At 71.9% G+C, this 15,439-nt stretch carries 15 protein-coding genes; 6 read left to right on the top strand and 9 right to left on the bottom strand.

The genetic code is table 11. The annotated features are described in order from the left end of the window. Positions 1-3: 3 nt before the first annotated feature. From ABZS80_RS08250 to ABZS80_RS08240, 3 genes are read right to left on the bottom strand one after another with little or no spacing between them, the layout of a single operon-like run. Positions 4-966, bottom strand: coding sequence for a sugar ABC transporter permease (locus ABZS80_RS08250; protein WP_151464556.1), 963 nt, complete (start codon positions 964-966; stop codon positions 4-6). Between the two features lie 6 nt (positions 967-972). Further along, positions 973-2,304, bottom strand: coding sequence for an ABC transporter substrate-binding protein (locus tag ABZS80_RS08245; protein WP_355055086.1), 1,332 nt, complete (start codon positions 2,302-2,304; stop codon positions 973-975). Positions 2,305-2,341: 37 nt separating this feature from the next. Further along, positions 2,342-3,853: an alpha-N-arabinofuranosidase gene (locus ABZS80_RS08240; RefSeq protein WP_355055419.1), complete on the bottom strand. Its 1,512-nt coding sequence runs from the start codon at positions 3,851-3,853 to the stop codon at positions 2,342-2,344. 150 nt (positions 3,854-4,003) lie between these two features. On the opposite strand from ABZS80_RS08240, the gene ABZS80_RS08235 reads away from it, so the two are divergent. After that, entirely contained in the window at positions 4,004-5,005 is a 1,002-nt protein-coding gene (locus ABZS80_RS08235; protein WP_355055085.1) for a LacI family DNA-binding transcriptional regulator, read from the top strand. Positions 5,006-5,010: 5 nt separating this feature from the next. Here the strand turns inward: ABZS80_RS08235 and ABZS80_RS08230 are convergent, their stop codons facing one another. From ABZS80_RS08230 to ABZS80_RS08220, 3 genes are all read right to left on the bottom strand, one after another. Beyond that, positions 5,011-5,736, bottom strand: a complete 726-nt coding sequence (locus ABZS80_RS08230) for a methyltransferase domain-containing protein (protein ID WP_355055084.1) — start codon at positions 5,734-5,736, stop codon at positions 5,011-5,013. A 199-nt stretch (positions 5,737-5,935) separates the two neighbouring features. Next, positions 5,936-6,253, bottom strand: a complete 318-nt coding sequence (locus ABZS80_RS08225; protein ID WP_262282959.1) for a hypothetical protein — start codon at positions 6,251-6,253, stop codon at positions 5,936-5,938. A gap of 38 nt (positions 6,254-6,291) precedes the next feature. Then, complete coding sequence (locus ABZS80_RS08220; protein WP_355055083.1) at positions 6,292-7,929, bottom strand: ABC-F family ATP-binding cassette domain-containing protein; 1,638 nt, start codon at positions 7,927-7,929, stop codon at positions 6,292-6,294. Between the two features lie 79 nt (positions 7,930-8,008). Between ABZS80_RS08220 and ABZS80_RS08215 the strand changes: the two genes are divergently transcribed. From ABZS80_RS08215 to ABZS80_RS08205, 3 genes are all read left to right on the top strand, one after another. Next, entirely contained in the window at positions 8,009-8,779 is a 771-nt protein-coding gene (locus tag ABZS80_RS08215; RefSeq protein ID WP_355055082.1) for an ROK family protein, read from the top strand. Between the two features lie 91 nt (positions 8,780-8,870). Further along, positions 8,871-9,236: a tetratricopeptide repeat protein gene (locus ABZS80_RS08210; RefSeq protein WP_151465422.1), complete on the top strand. Its 366-nt coding sequence runs from the start codon at positions 8,871-8,873 to the stop codon at positions 9,234-9,236. 59 nt (positions 9,237-9,295) lie between these two features. After that, entirely contained in the window at positions 9,296-9,550 is a 255-nt protein-coding gene (locus tag ABZS80_RS08205; protein ID WP_046564396.1) for a Smr/MutS family protein, read from the top strand. A 9-nt stretch (positions 9,551-9,559) separates the two neighbouring features. Here the strand turns inward: ABZS80_RS08205 and ABZS80_RS08200 are convergent, their stop codons facing one another. Together ABZS80_RS08200 and ABZS80_RS08195 are read right to left on the bottom strand one after the other, a co-directional pair. Beyond that, the gene (locus ABZS80_RS08200) at positions 9,560-10,474 is read right to left on the bottom strand and encodes a hypothetical protein (RefSeq protein ID WP_355055081.1); all 915 of its coding nucleotides are present in this window, start codon (positions 10,472-10,474) and stop codon (positions 9,560-9,562) included. Continuing rightward, positions 10,471-10,803 (bottom strand): PadR family transcriptional regulator, encoded by a 333-nt coding sequence (locus ABZS80_RS08195; protein ID WP_355055080.1) that lies wholly within the window; start codon positions 10,801-10,803, stop codon positions 10,471-10,473. The genes ABZS80_RS08200 and ABZS80_RS08195 overlap by 4 nt, the downstream gene beginning before the upstream one ends. A gap of 195 nt (positions 10,804-10,998) precedes the next feature. Between ABZS80_RS08195 and ABZS80_RS08190 the strand changes: the two genes are divergently transcribed. Together ABZS80_RS08190 and ABZS80_RS08185 are read left to right on the top strand one after the other, a co-directional pair. Next, positions 10,999-11,874 (top strand): alpha/beta hydrolase, encoded by an 876-nt coding sequence (locus ABZS80_RS08190; protein WP_355055079.1) that lies wholly within the window; start codon positions 10,999-11,001, stop codon positions 11,872-11,874. A gap of 31 nt (positions 11,875-11,905) precedes the next feature. Beyond that, the gene (locus tag ABZS80_RS08185) at positions 11,906-13,081 is read left to right on the top strand and encodes a low temperature requirement protein A (protein WP_355055078.1); all 1,176 of its coding nucleotides are present in this window, start codon (positions 11,906-11,908) and stop codon (positions 13,079-13,081) included. A 10-nt stretch (positions 13,082-13,091) separates the two neighbouring features. Here the strand turns inward: ABZS80_RS08185 and ABZS80_RS08180 are convergent. After that, a partial coding sequence (locus ABZS80_RS08180) for a M28 family peptidase (RefSeq protein ID WP_355055077.1) occupies positions 13,092-15,439 on the bottom strand: 2,348 nt, incomplete at its 5' end.

The raw sequence follows: 15,439 nt of genomic DNA, 5'->3' as shown, positions 1-15,439 counted from the left end.
CCCTCAGTCTTCCCGGTAGCGGAACAGCCGGAAGTTGACGATGCTGACCACCGCCAGCAGCAGCGCGAAGAGCACGCTCATCGCGGACGCCTGGCCGACGTCGTAGTTGCGCAGCCCCTCGTCGACGATCCGCCAGACCACGGTCCGGGTCTGCTCGCCGGGCGCCCCCTGGGTGATCAGGAAGGACTGCCCGAAGACGTTCGCCGACGCGAGGATCGTCGTGGTGAGCACGAAGAGCAGCACCGGGCGCAGCCCGGGAAGAGTGACGTGGCGGAACCGGTCCCAGGCCGTCGCGCCGTCGACCCGCGCCGCCTCGTACAGCTCGGCCGGGATGTCCTGGAGCCCGGCCAGGTAGATCACCGCGTTGAAGCCGCAGGTCCACCAGACCGTCACGCCGACCAGGGAGACCCAGGCCCACGGCACGTCCGTCACCCACGGGGTGTCCGCGGGCAGCCCGACCGCGCCGAGCAGCCGGTTGATCAGGCCGAGGTTCGCGTCCAGCAGGAAGCGCCAGAGCAGGCCGATCACCGCGACGCCGAGCACGTACGGGGCGAAGAACGCGGCCCGGAAGAACGTCCGGCCGGGGAACTTCTCGTTCAGCAGGAGGGCCAGGCCCAGCGGGACGACCACGAGCAGCGGCACCGACAGCACGGTGAAGATCGCGGTCGCCCGGACGCTGGACCACCAGTCCGCGTAGTCGGCCGAGTCGCTGGAGAACAGGTCGCGGTAGTTCTCCAGCCCGATGAACGGCCGGTTCGGCAGCTGGAGGTCCCACTGGTGCAGGCTGATCCAGATCCCGAACAGGATCGGCGCCAGCCCGAAGACCAGGAAGAGAACCAGATACGGCGCGAGGAAGAGGTAAGGCGTCGCCCGGTGCCCCCGTTCCGTCGCGCCCCGACGGCGGTTGCGGCCCGCCGGGGGCGGCGCGTCACCACGCGCCGCCCCGACCTCGATCACGTCCGCCACGGCGGATCAGCTCCCGTACTTCTTGCGGTTGTCCTCGAGCTGCTTGTTCGCCTTGGCCACACCGTCGTCCAGCGCCTGCTTCGGCGACTTCTTGCCGAGCGCCGCCTCGTTGAACGCGTTGTAGAAGGTGGTCATGACCTCACCGAGGCCCGGCGAGGCCGGCGGGAAGGCGGCGTACTCCAGCTCCGGCGCGAGCGCGCTGATCTCCGGCAGGGCCTTGAACTCGGCACCCTCCCGGACCTCCTTGCGGGCCGGGATCTGGCCACCCTTGGCCCAGTCGAGCGAGTGCTGGCTGAGCCAGTTGATGAAGACCTTCGCGCCGGAGACCTTGTTGTTGTCGGCGCTGCGCTGCTTGACGATCGTGAAGTTGTGCGAGTTCGCCCAGGTGGCCTTCTGGCTGCCGATCTGCGGCAACGGGGCGACGCCCCACTGCACCTGTGCGCTCTTCTTCAGGTCGTTGATCTGCCAGATTCCGTTGAAGTTGAAGGCGTTCTTGCCGCTCTTGAGCGCCAGGTAGTCGGCGTCCTGGCCGACGTTGGCGGGGGAGAAGCCCTGCTTGATCATGTCGACCAGCCAGGTGCACGCCTCCACGGCCGGGTCCGCGTTGAAGGTCGCCTTCGCCACCTCGGCGTCGAAGAGCGTCCCGCCCCACTGGTGCAGCAGGCTGTAGAAGGTCATGCCGCCGGTGAACTGGAACGGGCTGACCCAGAAGCCCTGCACGCCGGCCTTCTTCAGCTCGGTCAGCGCCGCCGTGAACTCGTCCTTGGTCGTCGGCGGCTTGTTCGGGTCCAGGCCGCCCTTCTGCATGACGGCCTTGTTGTAGTAGAAGCCCATCGGGTGCATGTCCAGCGGGATGCCGTACCGCTTGTCGTGGTAGATGCCGCCCTTCCACACCGTCGGGGCGAAGTCGCCCTCGCTCAGCTCCAGGGCCTTGGCCACGTCGTCCAGCTCGGTGATCACGCCACGGGCGGCGAAGGTGGCGAGCTGGTCCATGTGCATGACCGCGATGTCCGGGCCGTTGCCGCTGGTGACCGCGCCGGGCAGCTTGCTGTAGTAGTCCTGCCACTCGTAGGTGATGACGCTCACGGCGATGTTCTGGTGCTCGCTGTTGAACTGCTCGACCAGCTTCTTGAAGATGTCGCCGTCACCGCCGGTGAAGCCGTTCCAGAGCTTCAGGTCGACCTTCGGGCCGGTGTAGTCCTTGCCGCCGTTGCCGGCCGCCGTGGACCCCTTCGTGCTGCTGCCGCCGCCGCAGCCGGCCAGCGTCAGCGTGGCCGCCGCGCCGAGCCCGACACCGAGGCCGAGCAGCCGGCGCCGGCTCATCTCGTTCTGGATCATGCTTACTCCTTGGGGGACGGGTTGAAGTATTGCCTGGTCACGCCTGAGGCGCGAAGCGCAGCAGGTTCCAGGAGCAGGCGGGCAGCGCCACGGAGCACCGGCCGCCGTCGAGGGTGGGGGTGGTGACCTCCCGAGGCGTCACCCGGTCGGGCTCCGCCTCGGTGTTCGTGGCGGCCGGGTCGGCGCCGGCCGCGAGGGTGATGTGTTCCACGGCGCGCAGGCCGGGCAGCCCGCGCAGGTCCAGATCGAGGGGGAGGTCGTTCGGACCCCGGTTGACGGCGAAGACGGCCAGCTCGCCGGTCTCCTCGTCGTGCACGGCGACGGTGTCCAGCACCGGCACCTCGCCGTACCGGCTCGTCTCGTACGTGGGGCCGACCGGCTCGGTGCGCAGCACCGTGCCCCGGGCGTGCCGGGCGGTCAGGGCGAACGGGTGGAAGATGCTCTGCCGCCAGGCCGGCCCGCCGTTGCGGGTGCGGATCGGGGCGATCACGTTGGCGAGCTGCGCCTGGCAGGCGACCCCGACCCGGTCGGCGTGCCGGAGCAGGGTGATCAGCAGGTCGCCGACCACCACGGCATCGACCGCGGTGAAGTCGTCCTCGATGAGGGCCGGCGCCTCGACCCAGCCGCGCCGGTCCAGGTCGGCCTGGAGGCGCGACTCGTACCAGACGTTCCACTCGTCGAAGGAGATCTTCAGCTTGCGCTTGTGCCGCTGCCTGGCGGCCACGTGGTCGGCGGTGGCGACCACCTCGCGGATGAAGTTGTCCATGTCGACGGCGGAGGCCAGGATGCTGGCCCGGTCACCGTCGGACGGGTCGTAGTAGGTGTGGGCCGAGATGTAGTCGACGTGCTCGTAGGTGTGCTCCAGGACCGTCGCCTCCCACGCGGCGAAGGTCGGCATCCTGCGGTTGGAGCTGCCGCAGGCGACCAGGCTGATCGAGGGGTCGATCATCTTCATGGCGCGGGCCGTCTCGGCGGCGAGCCGGCCGTACTCGTCGGCCGTCTTGTGGCCGACCTGCCACGGCCCGTCCATCTCGTTGCCGAGGCACCAGAGCCGGACCCCGTACGGGTCCTCGGCGCCGTGCTTGCGCCGCAGGTCGGACAGCTGGGTGCCGCCCGGGTGGTTGGCGTAATCCAGCAGGTCGCAGGCCTCCTGGACGCCGCGGGTGCCGAGGTTGACCGCCATCATCGGCTCGACGCCGGCCTCGGCCGCCCAGGTCATGAACTCGTCCAGGCCGAACGCGTTGGTCTCGATGGTCTTCCAGGCCAGGTCGAGCCGGCGCGGGCGGTCGCCGACCGGGCCCACCCCGTCCTCCCAGCGGTAGCCGGAGACGAAGTTGCCGCCCGGGTAGCGGACCACCGACACACCCAGCTCGCGGGTCAGGTCCAGCACGTCGCGCCGGAAGCCGCGCGGGTCGGCCTCCGGGTGGCCGGGTTCGTAGACACCGCCGTAGACGCAGCGCCCCATGTGCTCGACGAACGAACCGAAGAGGCGACGGTCGGCCGCGCCGATGGTGAAGGTCGGGTCGATCGTGAGCTGCGCGTTCGGCACGGGTGCCACCCTTTCCTCGGTGCTCCACCCGGTGACCTCGGTCACCGGTGTCCCTGGTTTGTACAACGTTGTAAGCAACGCTGTAAAGCGATCGTTACGTCGTCGTGACGCGGTAGAGTGCGCCCCAGCAGTCACCCGGGAGGAAGCGCAGTGCGGCACAGGCTCAAGGACGTCGCGGAACGGGCCGGCGTGTCGGTGAAGACCGTCTCCAACGTCGTCAACGGCTACCAGCACGTCCGCGCCGACACCCGGGCCCGGGTCGAGGCGGCCATCGTCGAACTCAACTACCGCCCCAACCTCTCGGCCCGCAACCTGCGCAAGGGCCGCACCGGCGTGATCGCCCTGGCCGTGCCCGAGCTGGACATCCCCTACTTCGCCGAGCTGGCCCGGCACGTCGTCACCGCCGCCGCCGAGCACGGCTGGACGGTGCTGATCGACCAGACCGGCGGCGGCCCGGAGCAGGAACGCAAGGCGGCCAGCGGCATCGGCGACCACATGATCGACGGCCTGATCTTCAGCCCGCTCGCGCTCACCGCCGACGACCTCGCCGGCCTCGACGGCATGCCCATGGTGCTGCTCGGCGAGCGGGTCGACCACGGCCCCGCCGACCACGTCGTGGTCGACAACGTGGCCGCCGCCCGGGAGATCACCGCCCACCTGGTCGGGCTCGGCCGCCGCCGGATCGCCGCCATCGGCTCGCAGCGCACCCCCGAGGGCGCCAGCGCGCGGCTCCGCCTCACCGGCTACACCGCCGCGCTGGCCGAGGCCGGCATCGCGTACGACGAGCGCCTTGTGGCGCCCGCGCCGGCCTGGCACCGCGCGGACGGCGCGGCCGCCATGCGGCACCTGCTCTCCAGCGGGGTACGCCCCGACGCCGTCTTCTGCTTCAACGACACCCTGGCCCTCGGTGCGCTGCGCGCCCTGCACGAGTCCGGCCTGCGGGTGCCCGACGACGTCGCGGTGGCCGGCTTCGACGACATCGAGGACGGGCGCTTCTCCATCCCGACGTTGAGCACCGTGGCCCCCGACAAGGAGCGCATCGCCCGCCTGGCGGTCGAACTCCTGGCCGGCCGCCTGACCGGCGACCCGGAGGCCCCACCCCGCGAACTGGTGGCCCCCCACCGCCTGGCCCTACGCGAATCCGCCCCCTGACCGGGTCAGTCGAAGAAGCGGGCCAGGTGGGAGCGGGGCGGGGGTGGCGCGTCGGGGGGCAACGGGGTGAGGTCGGCGAAGATGGAGGCCCCGTCGCAGCCCACGTGCAGCGGGTACCAGCGCGGGGTGCCGGGTGGGCGCTGACCGCAGATGCCCTTGAAGGTCTGCACGTCGAGCAGGCGCACGTGGGTCGGGTCGGCCACCGCGTTGACGTGCCGCCACCAGGGGCTCATCACGTGCAGCACCCCGCCCGGGCGCAGCGCCCGGTGGCACTCGTCGAGCAGCGGCAGGAAGTCGATCAGGTGCTCCAGGATGTGCACCGCGAAGAGCACGTCCACCGAGTCGTCGGCCAGCGGTAGCGAGCCGGACAGGTCGGCCACCGCGTTCACCCCGGGCGCCGGATAGATGTCGAGCCCCAGGTTGCCCGGCCACTGCTTGGTCGCCCCGCAGCCCAGGTCCACCACGACCGGCGCCCGGCCGGCGACGCTCACCCGGCACCAGACGCCCAGCACGCCGTCGAGCCGGCCCACCAGGTCCCGGACCAGGCGCAGCTGGGCCGGGTCGGCGACCGCGCCGTCCAGGTGGGCCACTCCCCGGTCGAAGCGCACCTCCACGGTCAGCCCGCGCAGCCGCTCGTCGTGCCGGGCCTGATCGGCCCACGCCTCGGCGAGGAAACCGTCGACCTCCCGCAGCCGCTCGCCCGAGAGCGCGGATTGCGCCATCGCCACCATGCGTCCACCTCCGGGCGGCGCGATACCCGCATCCCCGCCCGATATGCCTCACCTGCCCGGATCTCGCCCCCGCCAGCCGGAGGACCGCGTCGCCGTGGGAGTCGATCGGCTCCAGCCCGCCGAGCTGGCGGCATCCGGCACCCAGCGACGGCGCCACCTCGGCGAGCTGGAGTTGATCAAGGGCAGGGGCAGGGGCCGGTCAGCCGGCGATGGTGCGGCGGGCGGTGCGGGAGCCGCGCATCCGCTGGCGCGGCTGCGGCGCGGGCGCCTTCGGCCGTTTCAGGTGGTAGCGGTGCAACTCGTTGTTGCCGGGCAGCGATGGGTCCTCGCTCATCGCGACCAGTTCCCAGCCCTGGTCACCGGCCCGGTTCAGGTGGGCCAGCGCGGTGTCGCCGTACGGCGTGACGTCGATCATGGAGCCGTCCGGGCCGTACCAGATGAAGACGACCTCCCACCCGATGTCGGTGGTGGCGGCCTGCCGCCGGCGGACCAGCAGCGCGTACTCCCACTTGAGCATGGAGTCATTCTCACCCCGCGCGACCGGGTCGGCACGGATCAATCTTCGGCGATCCGCCCGTCCGCCACCCGCAGCCGCCGGTTGACGCTCACCGCGTCCAGCATCCGCCGGTCGTGGGTCACCAGCAGCAGCGTTCCCGGATAGCCGGCCAGGGCCGATTCGAGCTGCTCGATCGCCGCCAGGTCCAAGTGGTTGGTCGGCTCGTCGAGCACCAGCAGGTTCACCCCGCGCCCCTGGAGCAGGGCCAGCGCGGCCCGGGTGCGCTCACCGGGGGAGAGGGTGGCCGCCGGCCGCAGCACGTGGTCGGCCCGCAGGCCGAACTTGGCCAGCAGCGTCCGCACGTCCGCCGGGCTCAGCTCGGGTACGGCGGCGCCGAACGCGTCCAGCAGGGGCTGGTCGCCGAGGAAGAGCCCCCGGGCCTGGTCCACCTCGCCCACCACCACGCCCGGGCCGAGCGCGGCGTGCCCCTCGTCCAGCGGCAGCCGCCCGAGCAGCGCGGCCAGCAGAGTGCTCTTGCCGGAGCCGTTCGCCCCGGTGATCGCCACCCGGTCGGCCCAGTCGATCTGGAGGTCCACCGGGCCGAGGGTGAAGTCGCCCCGGCGTACCCGGGCGCCCCGGAGCGCGGCCACGACGGCGCCGGCGCGGGGCGCGGCGGCGATCTCCATCCGCAGCTCCCACTCCTTGCGCGGCTCGTCGACCACGTCCAGGCGCTCGATCAGCCGCTCGGTCTGCCGGGCCTTGGCGGCCTGCTTCTCACTGGACTCGGAGCGGAACTTGCGGCCGATCTTGTCGTTGTCGGTGGCCTTGCGGCGGGCGTTCTTCACGCCCTTCTCCATCCAGGACCGCTGTGTCCGGGCCCGCGCCTCCAGCTGCGCCCGGGTGCCGGCGTACTCCTCGTACTCCTCGCGGGCGTGCCGGCGGGCCACCTCGCGCTCCTCCAGGTAGGCCGCGTAGCCGCCGCCGAAGTGGTTGACCTGGCCCTGGTGCAGGTCCAGTTCCATCACCCTGGTGACCGTCCGGGTGAGGAATTCCCGGTCGTGGCTGACGACCACGGTGCCGGCGCGCAGCCCGGTGACGAAGCGTTCCAACCGGTCCAGTCCGGCCAGGTCGAGGTCGTTGGTGGGCTCGTCGAGCAGGAAGACGTCGTAGCGGCTGAGCAGCAGCGAGGCCAGTCCCGCTCGGGCCGCCTGGCCGCCGGAGAGCCCGGTCATCGGGTGGTCCAGGTCGACGCGGAGCCCCAGCTCGGCGGCGACCTGCTCGGCCCGCTCGTCGAGGTCGGCCCCGCCCAGGTCGAGCCAGCGCTCCAACGCGGTGGCGTACTCGTCGTCCGCGCCCGGCGCTCCGGCGGTCAGCGCCTCGGTGGCCGCGTCCAGCGCCGCCTGCGCCGCGGCCACCCCGGTGCGCCGGGCCAGGAAGCCGCGGACCGTCTCACCCGGCCGGCGCTCCGGCTCCTGCGGCAGGTAGCCCACCGTGGCGGTGGGCGGGCTCGACACCACCGACCCCTGCTCGAGCGGCTGGAGCCCGGCGAGGGTACGCAGCAGCGTGGACTTGCCGGCGCCGTTCACCCCGACCAGCCCGACCACGTCGCCGGGGGCGACTACCAGGTCCAGGTCGGTGAAGAGGAGACGGTCGCCGTGCCCGGCGGTGAGGTCCTTGGCGATCAACGTGGCGCTCATGAGGAGATCGAGCCTACCGGCGCGCCGAATCGGATGACCCGGGCTCGGGGCCCGACCGGGGTGAGGGAGACTCACAGCCGTGGTGACCACTCTGGCGATCGACTGCGGGGGCGGTGGGATCAAGGCCTCCGTGCTGGACGCGGCGGGGACCATGCGCGCCCGGCCGCTGCGCGTCCCCACGCCGTACCCGCTGCCGCCCGCCCTGTTCGTCAAGACGCTGCTGGACCTCGGCGGCCGGCTGCCCCCGGCCGACCGGCTCACCGTCGGGATGCCCGGCATGATCCGGCACGGCGTGGTCGTGGCCACCCCGCACTACGTGACCCGCTCCGGCCCGCGCAGCCGCATCGACCCCGACCTGGTCGCCGAATGGTCCGGGTACGACGCCCGCAGCACCCTGGCCGAGGCGTTCGGCGTGCCGGCGCTGGTGCTCAACGACGCCGAGGTACACGGCGCGGGCGTCGTCGCCGGGGCCGGCTGCGAGCTGGTGCTGACCCTCGGCACCGGGCTGGGCAGCGCGCTCTTCGACGGCGGGGTGCTCGCCCCGCACCTGGAGCTGTCGCACGCGCCGGTGCGCTGGAACACCACCTACGACACGTACGTCGGGGAGCCGGAACGGCGGCGCCTCGGCGACGCGTTCTGGTCCCGGCGGATCCGCCAGGTGGTGGACGGCCTGCGGCCGGTCTTCCGCTGGGACCGGCTCTACCTGGGCGGCGGCAACTCCCGGCTCATCCGGCCGGACCAACTGGCCCGGATGGGCGACGACGTCGTGGTCGTCCCGAACACGGCCGGAATCGTCGGCGGTGTCCGGGCCTGGGAGCTGGTCGGGGACCGGTACGACCCGACCTCCTGAGCACGATCCGCCCCGAAGGAACACTCGCGGTACGGCTGGTGTTGTGCCAGCGTCGGAGAAAGGGCTGGCGCGACACGAGGAGGTGGATCGAGTGGATCTTCTGGCGGAGTACCGGCGGGCGACCATGTTCTTCGAAGCGGGTGACCCGACCGGAGCGGCCCGGCTGCTCGAACCGATCGTCGAGGCCGAGCCCGGCAACTCCTCGGTCCGGCAGCTGCTGGCCCGCGCGTACTTCCAGTCGGCCCAGCTCAACCGGGCCGAGGAGCAGCTGCGCGAGCTGGTCGACCGGGATCCGAGCGACCACTACGCGCACCACGTGCTGGGCCGGACGCTGGAGCGGATGAACCGCCCCGTCGACGCGCTGCGGCACCTGCGCATCGCGGCGGCCATGTACTCGACCAACGCCGACTACACCACGGCCCTGCGCCGGGTGGAGGGCAAGGTCGGCGGCCGCTGACGGTTGACCTCGAAGGGCAGCCCTACGGGGCTGCCCTTCGGCGTACCTACGATGGGCTGGTGAAGCTGAAGCTCGACCTCCACGACATCTACAACAGGGGTCACGACATCGACCGGGCCCTGCGCGGGATCATGGACGAGGCGGTGGCCAAGAAGGCCACCCTCGTGGAGATCATCCCTGGGAAGGGCTCCGGCCAGCTCAAGAAGAAGGTGCTGCGCTTCCTCGACCAGAAGGACGTCAAGCAGCTCTACCACCGCGTCGAGAAGGACTCGAAGAACTTCGGCCGTCTCTTCGTCCACTTCCGTTGGAAGTGAGTTCCGGGTCTACATGCGGGCTTGGCGGCGGCCTGCGATTGTGCCGGCGGCAAGCGTGATCACCATGACCGCCGCGAGAATAAGGATCGCGGTGATGGAGACTTCTATTTCCCACCCCGATTGTTTGGAACCGAGCAGATAGGTGGCTTGCGCCAAGGCCGGCGCCAGGAGAAGCACCGAGGCGACGATGGGCATCCGTGCATCGACCGGCGCGGTGATGACGGCCAGTGCGGCGAACGCGCACAGGGACATCAGTGGTACGTGCAACCAGCCGTTGATCGGGCTCGGCGCCAAAGCGACGACTGCCAGTGCCCCGAGGCCGGGCCAGGCCCACGGTCGGGCCACGGGCGTCCGGGGTGCGCGGAGCAGTCGCAGCAACGCCAGCGAAGCCAGCGGCGCTGGCCAGAACTCGGGAAGCATCGCGTCCTGGAGGTCATAAACCGACGAGAACCAGAACGATAGGTCCCACCCATTTGCCGACAAATGTTGCGCGGCCACGGTCAAGATCGCCGTAGCGAATGCCAGCCGGTAGCTACCCCACGCCGCAGCGAAGAGCGCGATGGTCAGCAGCGCCGGAATGACGATGAACCACCATGCGCCGGGGTTGTACGGGCGCTCCGACAGCATCGTCACCAAGAGCCCGATCGGGCCTCCGGCCCGCTGCGTCAGGCCGTACACGAGCAGGGACAGCGCGGACAGCCGCAGCGCGGAGTGTCCCAGCGCCGATCGAGAGCCGAGACGGTCGACACCGGTGCGGGCGCGTAGCCCTCCGACCACGAGCGCCACCGCTTCTCGAAGGCTCGGCCGCCGCGGGTTGTCAGCCGCGGCGAGCAGGGTTTCGAGCATCTCGTCGGCGCGATACTGCCGGTAGGCGCGGGGGTAGGCCCGCAACAGCCACCTGTAGCGGCGCTCCAGCTCGGTCATGCCGGCACCACCCAACCCGCAGTCATCGGGCGGACGGAACGGTTACGAACGACGCTCGCCGCCGCAGCCATCCGCTCCGCCTCCGCAGTCAACGCGGACATACCTCGCTGAGTCAGCTCGTAGGTACGGCGGGCACGGCCGTTGACCACCGCTTCCTCGGCCACCCGCACCATCTCTTCACCGGTGAGCCGGTCCAGAGCGGCGTAGAGGGTGCCCGTCGTGAGGCGTACCCGCCCGTCGGACAACTCCAGCGCCCGCTTGACGATCGCGTAGCCGTGCAAGGGCTCGTCCTGCAACGCGGCCAGGATGAAGTAGGTGGGTTCGCGCATCGACGCGGAGGACCTAGTCATGCCGTCGACATAAGCAGATGATCGACGTATCGGTCAAGATCCCGAGCGCAATTCTGTACGATTCCGCCCTTTCCCGCTGATACCGTCGTACCGCGGCCAGGGAAGCTGCGCGGAGGAGATCGTCCAGCGTGACGGCGCGGCCGGCGGTCCTGACGAGTTGCGGGGGTTCCGGCCGTGTTCGACGGGTTCGAAGAATTCGACATCCGCACGTCCGGTGCGACGATCCACGGACGCCGTGGCGGAAACGGGCCTCCCGTTCTGCTCCTGCACGGCATTCCCGAGACGCACCTCATGTGGCATCGCGTAGCGCCGCAGCTTGCCGAGAACTACACGGTGGTCGTCACCGACATGCGGGGCTGGGGCGACAGCGGCAAACCGCCGAGCAGCGCCGATCACGAGCCGTACAGCATGCGAGCCGTCGCCCGCGACCAGATCGAGGTCATGCGGAGTCTGGGCCATGAGCAGTTCCGCCTCGTCGGCCACGATCGCGGTGCCCGGTGCGCCTACCGTCTTGCGCTCGATGCACCCGACGTCGTCACTCGGCTGGCCGTCATGGACGTCGTTCCCATCGGCGATGTCTACAACCGTGCCGACAAGACGTTCAGCCTCTCCTACTGGGTCTGGTCCTTCCTGGCCGCGCCGGCGCCGGTGCCCGAGCGGTTCATCGACGCGGCGCCCGCCGTGCTCGTCGATTTCATGCTCGACACCTGGCCAGAGGTGAAGGATGCGTTCCCCGCCGAGGTGCGGGCCGCGTACGTCAAGCAGTTCACCGACCCCGCCACGGTCCACGCGATCTGCGAGGAGTTCCGCGCGGCCGCGACGGTGGACTACGAGCAGGACGAGGCGGACCGCGGAATCCGGAAGATCAAGTGCCCGGTGCTGTTTCTCTGGAGTCAACGGGGTCAGGTCGCGAAGCTCTACGACGACCCGCTCGGGATCTGGAGGGAATGGTCGGACGACGTGCGGGGCGGGCCCGTCCCGGTCGGGCACTTCATTCCGGAAGAGGCCCCCGGGCAGACCACACAGCAGCTCCTGGAGTTCCTGAGCTAGAGCCAGGTCGACGGACGGCGGGAGGCCGGGCATGACGACCGGGGGCCGCAGCGAGCTGGTACGCCCGCCGAACGGGTCGACCCGCGCCACCCTGCTGGAACTGCTCTTCGACGTCGTCTTCGTGGCGGCGCTCGCGCTGGTCTCGATGCTGATCGCGGACCGCGCCTCGTGGAACGGCGTCGCGCCGGTCGTGATCATGCTGATGGCGATCTGGTGGACCTGGTCGATCACGTCGACCACCACCGACTTCTACGATCCGGACCAGCGACCGATCCAGGCCATCCTGATGGTGACCATGCTCGGCGCCGTGGTGACGGCGGCGGCGCTGGCCACCGACTCGCACGCGCTGGTCTTCGCGATCGGCTACGTGACCCCGCACCTGGTGCGTGGGGTGGTGCTGGTGACCGTGCTGCACCAGCACCGGCACATGGCCGAGCAGCGGGCGGCCCGCTTCCTCTTCTGGTTCGTGGTCTCCAGCTTCTTCTGGATCGGTGGGGCGCTGCTGCCGCACGGGTGGTCGTGGGCGCTCTGGGCCGTCGCCGTGACGATCGACTACGTCTCGGCCGCGGCGCGCTACCCGACGCCCGGTCTCGGCCGGGTGCCGTTCGCCCAGTACGAGAAGACGACCGACCACCTGGGTGAGCGCTACCAGCAGTTCATCATCCTGGCTCTCGGTGACGTCATCCTGGTGCCGACCCTGGAGATCAGCAGGTCCGAGTTCACCCTGGCCCGTTCGGCCGCCTTCCTGACCGCCTTCGCCTCGATGCTGCTGCTCTGGCAGATCTACGTCCTGAGGGCCGGATCCATCGTGCGGACCACCGCGCCGGGGCTGCTCCGGCGGGCGACCCGGCTGGCGCCGTACACCCACCTGGTCATGCTGGCCGGCGTGGTCTGCACCGCCGCCGCGTTCGACCTGGTCGTCGAGCGGCCCACCGGTGACACCCCGGCGCGGTGGATCGCGCTGATCCTCGGCGGGCCCGCGCTCTTCCTCGTGGGGCGCACGCTGTTCACCTACCGGATCGTCGGCACGTTCCCGTTGCACCGGGTGTTCTGGCTAGTGATCCTGGTGGTCGCCATGCCGTTGGTGGGTGGCTGGCCGCCGGTGCTGGTCACCACCTTCGTCGTGCTGGTGCTGGCCGGCGTGGTGGCCGGGGACACGATGGGTGGCCGTTTCGCCCGTCCCCTGCTGCGGGGGCGCCCCGGCTGACGGGCGCCGGCTACAGCGGATAGGTCCGGGCCACCGCCAGCATCTCCGAGCTGTGCGAGCCGACCACGCCGACGTCCGCGGGCCGGGCCCGGAACCCGGGCAGCCCGCCCAGCCCGTCGCTGGCGTCCATGGCGCGCAGGTTCACCTGTCCCGCCTTCGGCACCAGAGTCAGGGTGACCTCGACACCCTCCGGCGGCGGGGCGTGGAAGACGACGCCGAAGCCCCACCGGCCGTCGCGCGCCTTGACCGGCACGTCCCGCCCGGCCACGGTCGCCGACCGCACCTCGGCCGTGGACGTGTCCACGTGCAGGGAGAGCAGCCGGACCGGCCGCTGCGGCAGCACCCGGACGCGCAGCACCCGCTGGTCGCCGGAGCGGGTGTCGGAGAGCGTCTCCAGCTTCGGGGCGGGCAGGTTCGCCGCCTGGGCCGCTCCGCTCCGCAGCTCCGCGTCACCGAGCCCCGGGAAGTCGTCGGCCACGGAAACGGCGCGGTCCACGTACCCGTCGGTCCACGGCTGGGGGTCATCCTCGTGACTGAGCCACTGCGCCTTGCCGGTGCCGGCGTCGAGGGCGTACATGAGGTGGGTCGGCACGGGGTGCGCGGCGTCGAAGCGGTCCACCGCCAGGCCGACCCCGGCGAGCACCACGGCGGCGAGCGCGGCGGCGCCCGCGGGCAGCGCGCCGAGCCGGCGGGCCCGGAGCGCGAGCAGGCCGCGCTGGCCGCCGGCCTGCGGGTGCAGCAGGTCCACGACCGGCAGCGCGGCCAGGCCGAGCAGCACCGCGACGAGCGCCGCCACGCCGCCCATGCCCATGCCCAGCGCCGGGAAGAGCAGCACGATGGTGGGCAGCAGGATCACCACGGCCACCGCGCCGGCCAGGGTCACGGCGACCACCGGCCAGGGGCCGTCCCGGCGGGTGGCCAGCGCCGCGAGGCCGGCGAGCGCGCCGGCCAGGGCGGGAACGGTGGTCAGGTACGCGCCACCGGGCACCAGCACGGCGAGGAGCACCCCGAACAGGGCCAGCCAGACCAGGCCGCCGAAGGCCAGGGCGGCCGGGCCGGCCCAGCGGCGGGTCAGCGCGTACCAGGTGAACAGGATCGCGGCGGCGAGCGCCACGACGGCGAGCCGGTACCAGACCGGGCGGTACGGGTCGAGCAGCTCGGCGTAGCCGGGGCGGACGGTGGTGACCGCGGTCCAGAGCAGCCAAGCGCCCAGCGGGGCGGCGACGACCGGCACGAGGGCCAGCCCGGCGCCGGCCGCGAGCCGCCCGGTGGTGGCGCGGCCGCGCCGGCGCAGCAGAACGCCCAGCGCGCCGACCGCGAGCAGGGCGGCCACCGCCAGCGGCAGGGTCAGCCAGCCGGGGTAGCGGACCAGCCCGCCGGGCACCGGGAAGTAGGTGTCGTCGTGGCCGGAGCGCAGGTCGCGCAGGTCGGTCCGGCCGAACTCGCGGGCCAGGCCGAGGGCGTTGTCGCCGTGCATCTGGAGGCTGCCCCGGTTCATCGCCTCGGGCACGTCGAGCGGGGTGTGGTAGACCGCGCCCCCGTCGATGTACGCCGAGTTCAGCCCGACGAACCGGTGGTCGAGGAAGGCGGTGAAGTCGGTGTCGTTGGGCAGCGCCCGGTAGATCTCCACGGCGAACGAGGTGCCCACCGGGTGCGGGGCGGCCCGGCCGAAGGCCTCCACGAGCTTCGCGTTGTTCCGGGACGTCTCGAACATGATCACCGGGCCGGTGGAGCCGCGGGCCTCCAGGTTGAGCACCACGCCGCCGTCGGCGGCCAGCGGGTGGTCGGCGGCGAAGCCGGCGGCCCCGCACAGGCACGCCTCCTCCGCGTCGGTGAGCACCAGGACCACGTCGTTGCGGGGGCGCGGGCCGGCGGCCAGCGCCCGGGCCACCTCCAGGACGGTCGAGGTGCCGGCGGCGTCGTCGTTGCCGCCCGGCCCGGACTGCACCGAGTCGTAGTGGGCCACCAGGAAGACCCGCCCGGTCGGGTCGGTGCCGGGCAGCCGGGCCACCACGTTGCGGACCCGGGCCAGGGTGGCGCCGCCGGCCGCTCCGCTGAGCTGCCCGGCCTCCGGGGCGACGGTGTCCTGCACCTCGGTTTCCAGACCGAGCCCGCGCAGCACGCCCACGACGTGCTCCCGGACCTGGTCGTTGGCGGGGCTGCCGGCCACGTGCGGCCGCGCCGCGATGACCTTGACCTGCTGGTACGCCCGCTCGGCGCTGAACGCGTCCGCGGGCGCGTCGGCGGGGCGGGGCGCCGGGGTGGCCAGGTCGACCAGGACGCCGGCGCCGACGGCGAGCAGCGCGGCGAGCGCGGCCAACGCGGCGGGCAGCCGCCGGCCCGGCCGGGCCCGCCTCC

The sequence above is a fragment of the Micromonospora sp. NPDC005305 genome, assembly GCF_040607315.1.
Lineage (GTDB): Bacteria > Actinomycetota > Actinomycetes > Mycobacteriales > Micromonosporaceae > Micromonospora.
Note: the sequence above shows the minus strand (reverse complement) of the source record. Positions and strands in the feature narration are given on the sequence as shown.

Coding starts and splice junctions, on each gene's coding strand:
- ABZS80_RS08195 (WP_355055080.1), bottom strand. CDS start 10,803: ATGCGCGAACCCACCTACTTCATCCTGGCCGCGTTGCAGGACGAGCCC.
- ABZS80_RS08220 (WP_355055083.1), bottom strand. CDS start 7,929: ATGAGCGCCACGTTGATCGCCAAGGACCTCACCGCCGGGCACGGCGAC.
- ABZS80_RS08225 (WP_262282959.1), bottom strand. CDS start 6,253: ATGCTCAAGTGGGAGTACGCGCTGCTGGTCCGCCGGCGGCAGGCCGCC.
- ABZS80_RS08230 (WP_355055084.1), bottom strand. CDS start 5,736: ATGGTGGCGATGGCGCAATCCGCGCTCTCGGGCGAGCGGCTGCGGGAG.
- ABZS80_RS08200 (WP_355055081.1), bottom strand. CDS start 10,474: ATGACCGAGCTGGAGCGCCGCTACAGGTGGCTGTTGCGGGCCTACCCC.
- ABZS80_RS08245 (WP_355055086.1), bottom strand. CDS start 2,304: ATGATCCAGAACGAGATGAGCCGGCGCCGGCTGCTCGGCCTCGGTGTC.
- ABZS80_RS08185 (WP_355055078.1), top strand. CDS start 11,906: ATGACGACCGGGGGCCGCAGCGAGCTGGTACGCCCGCCGAACGGGTCG.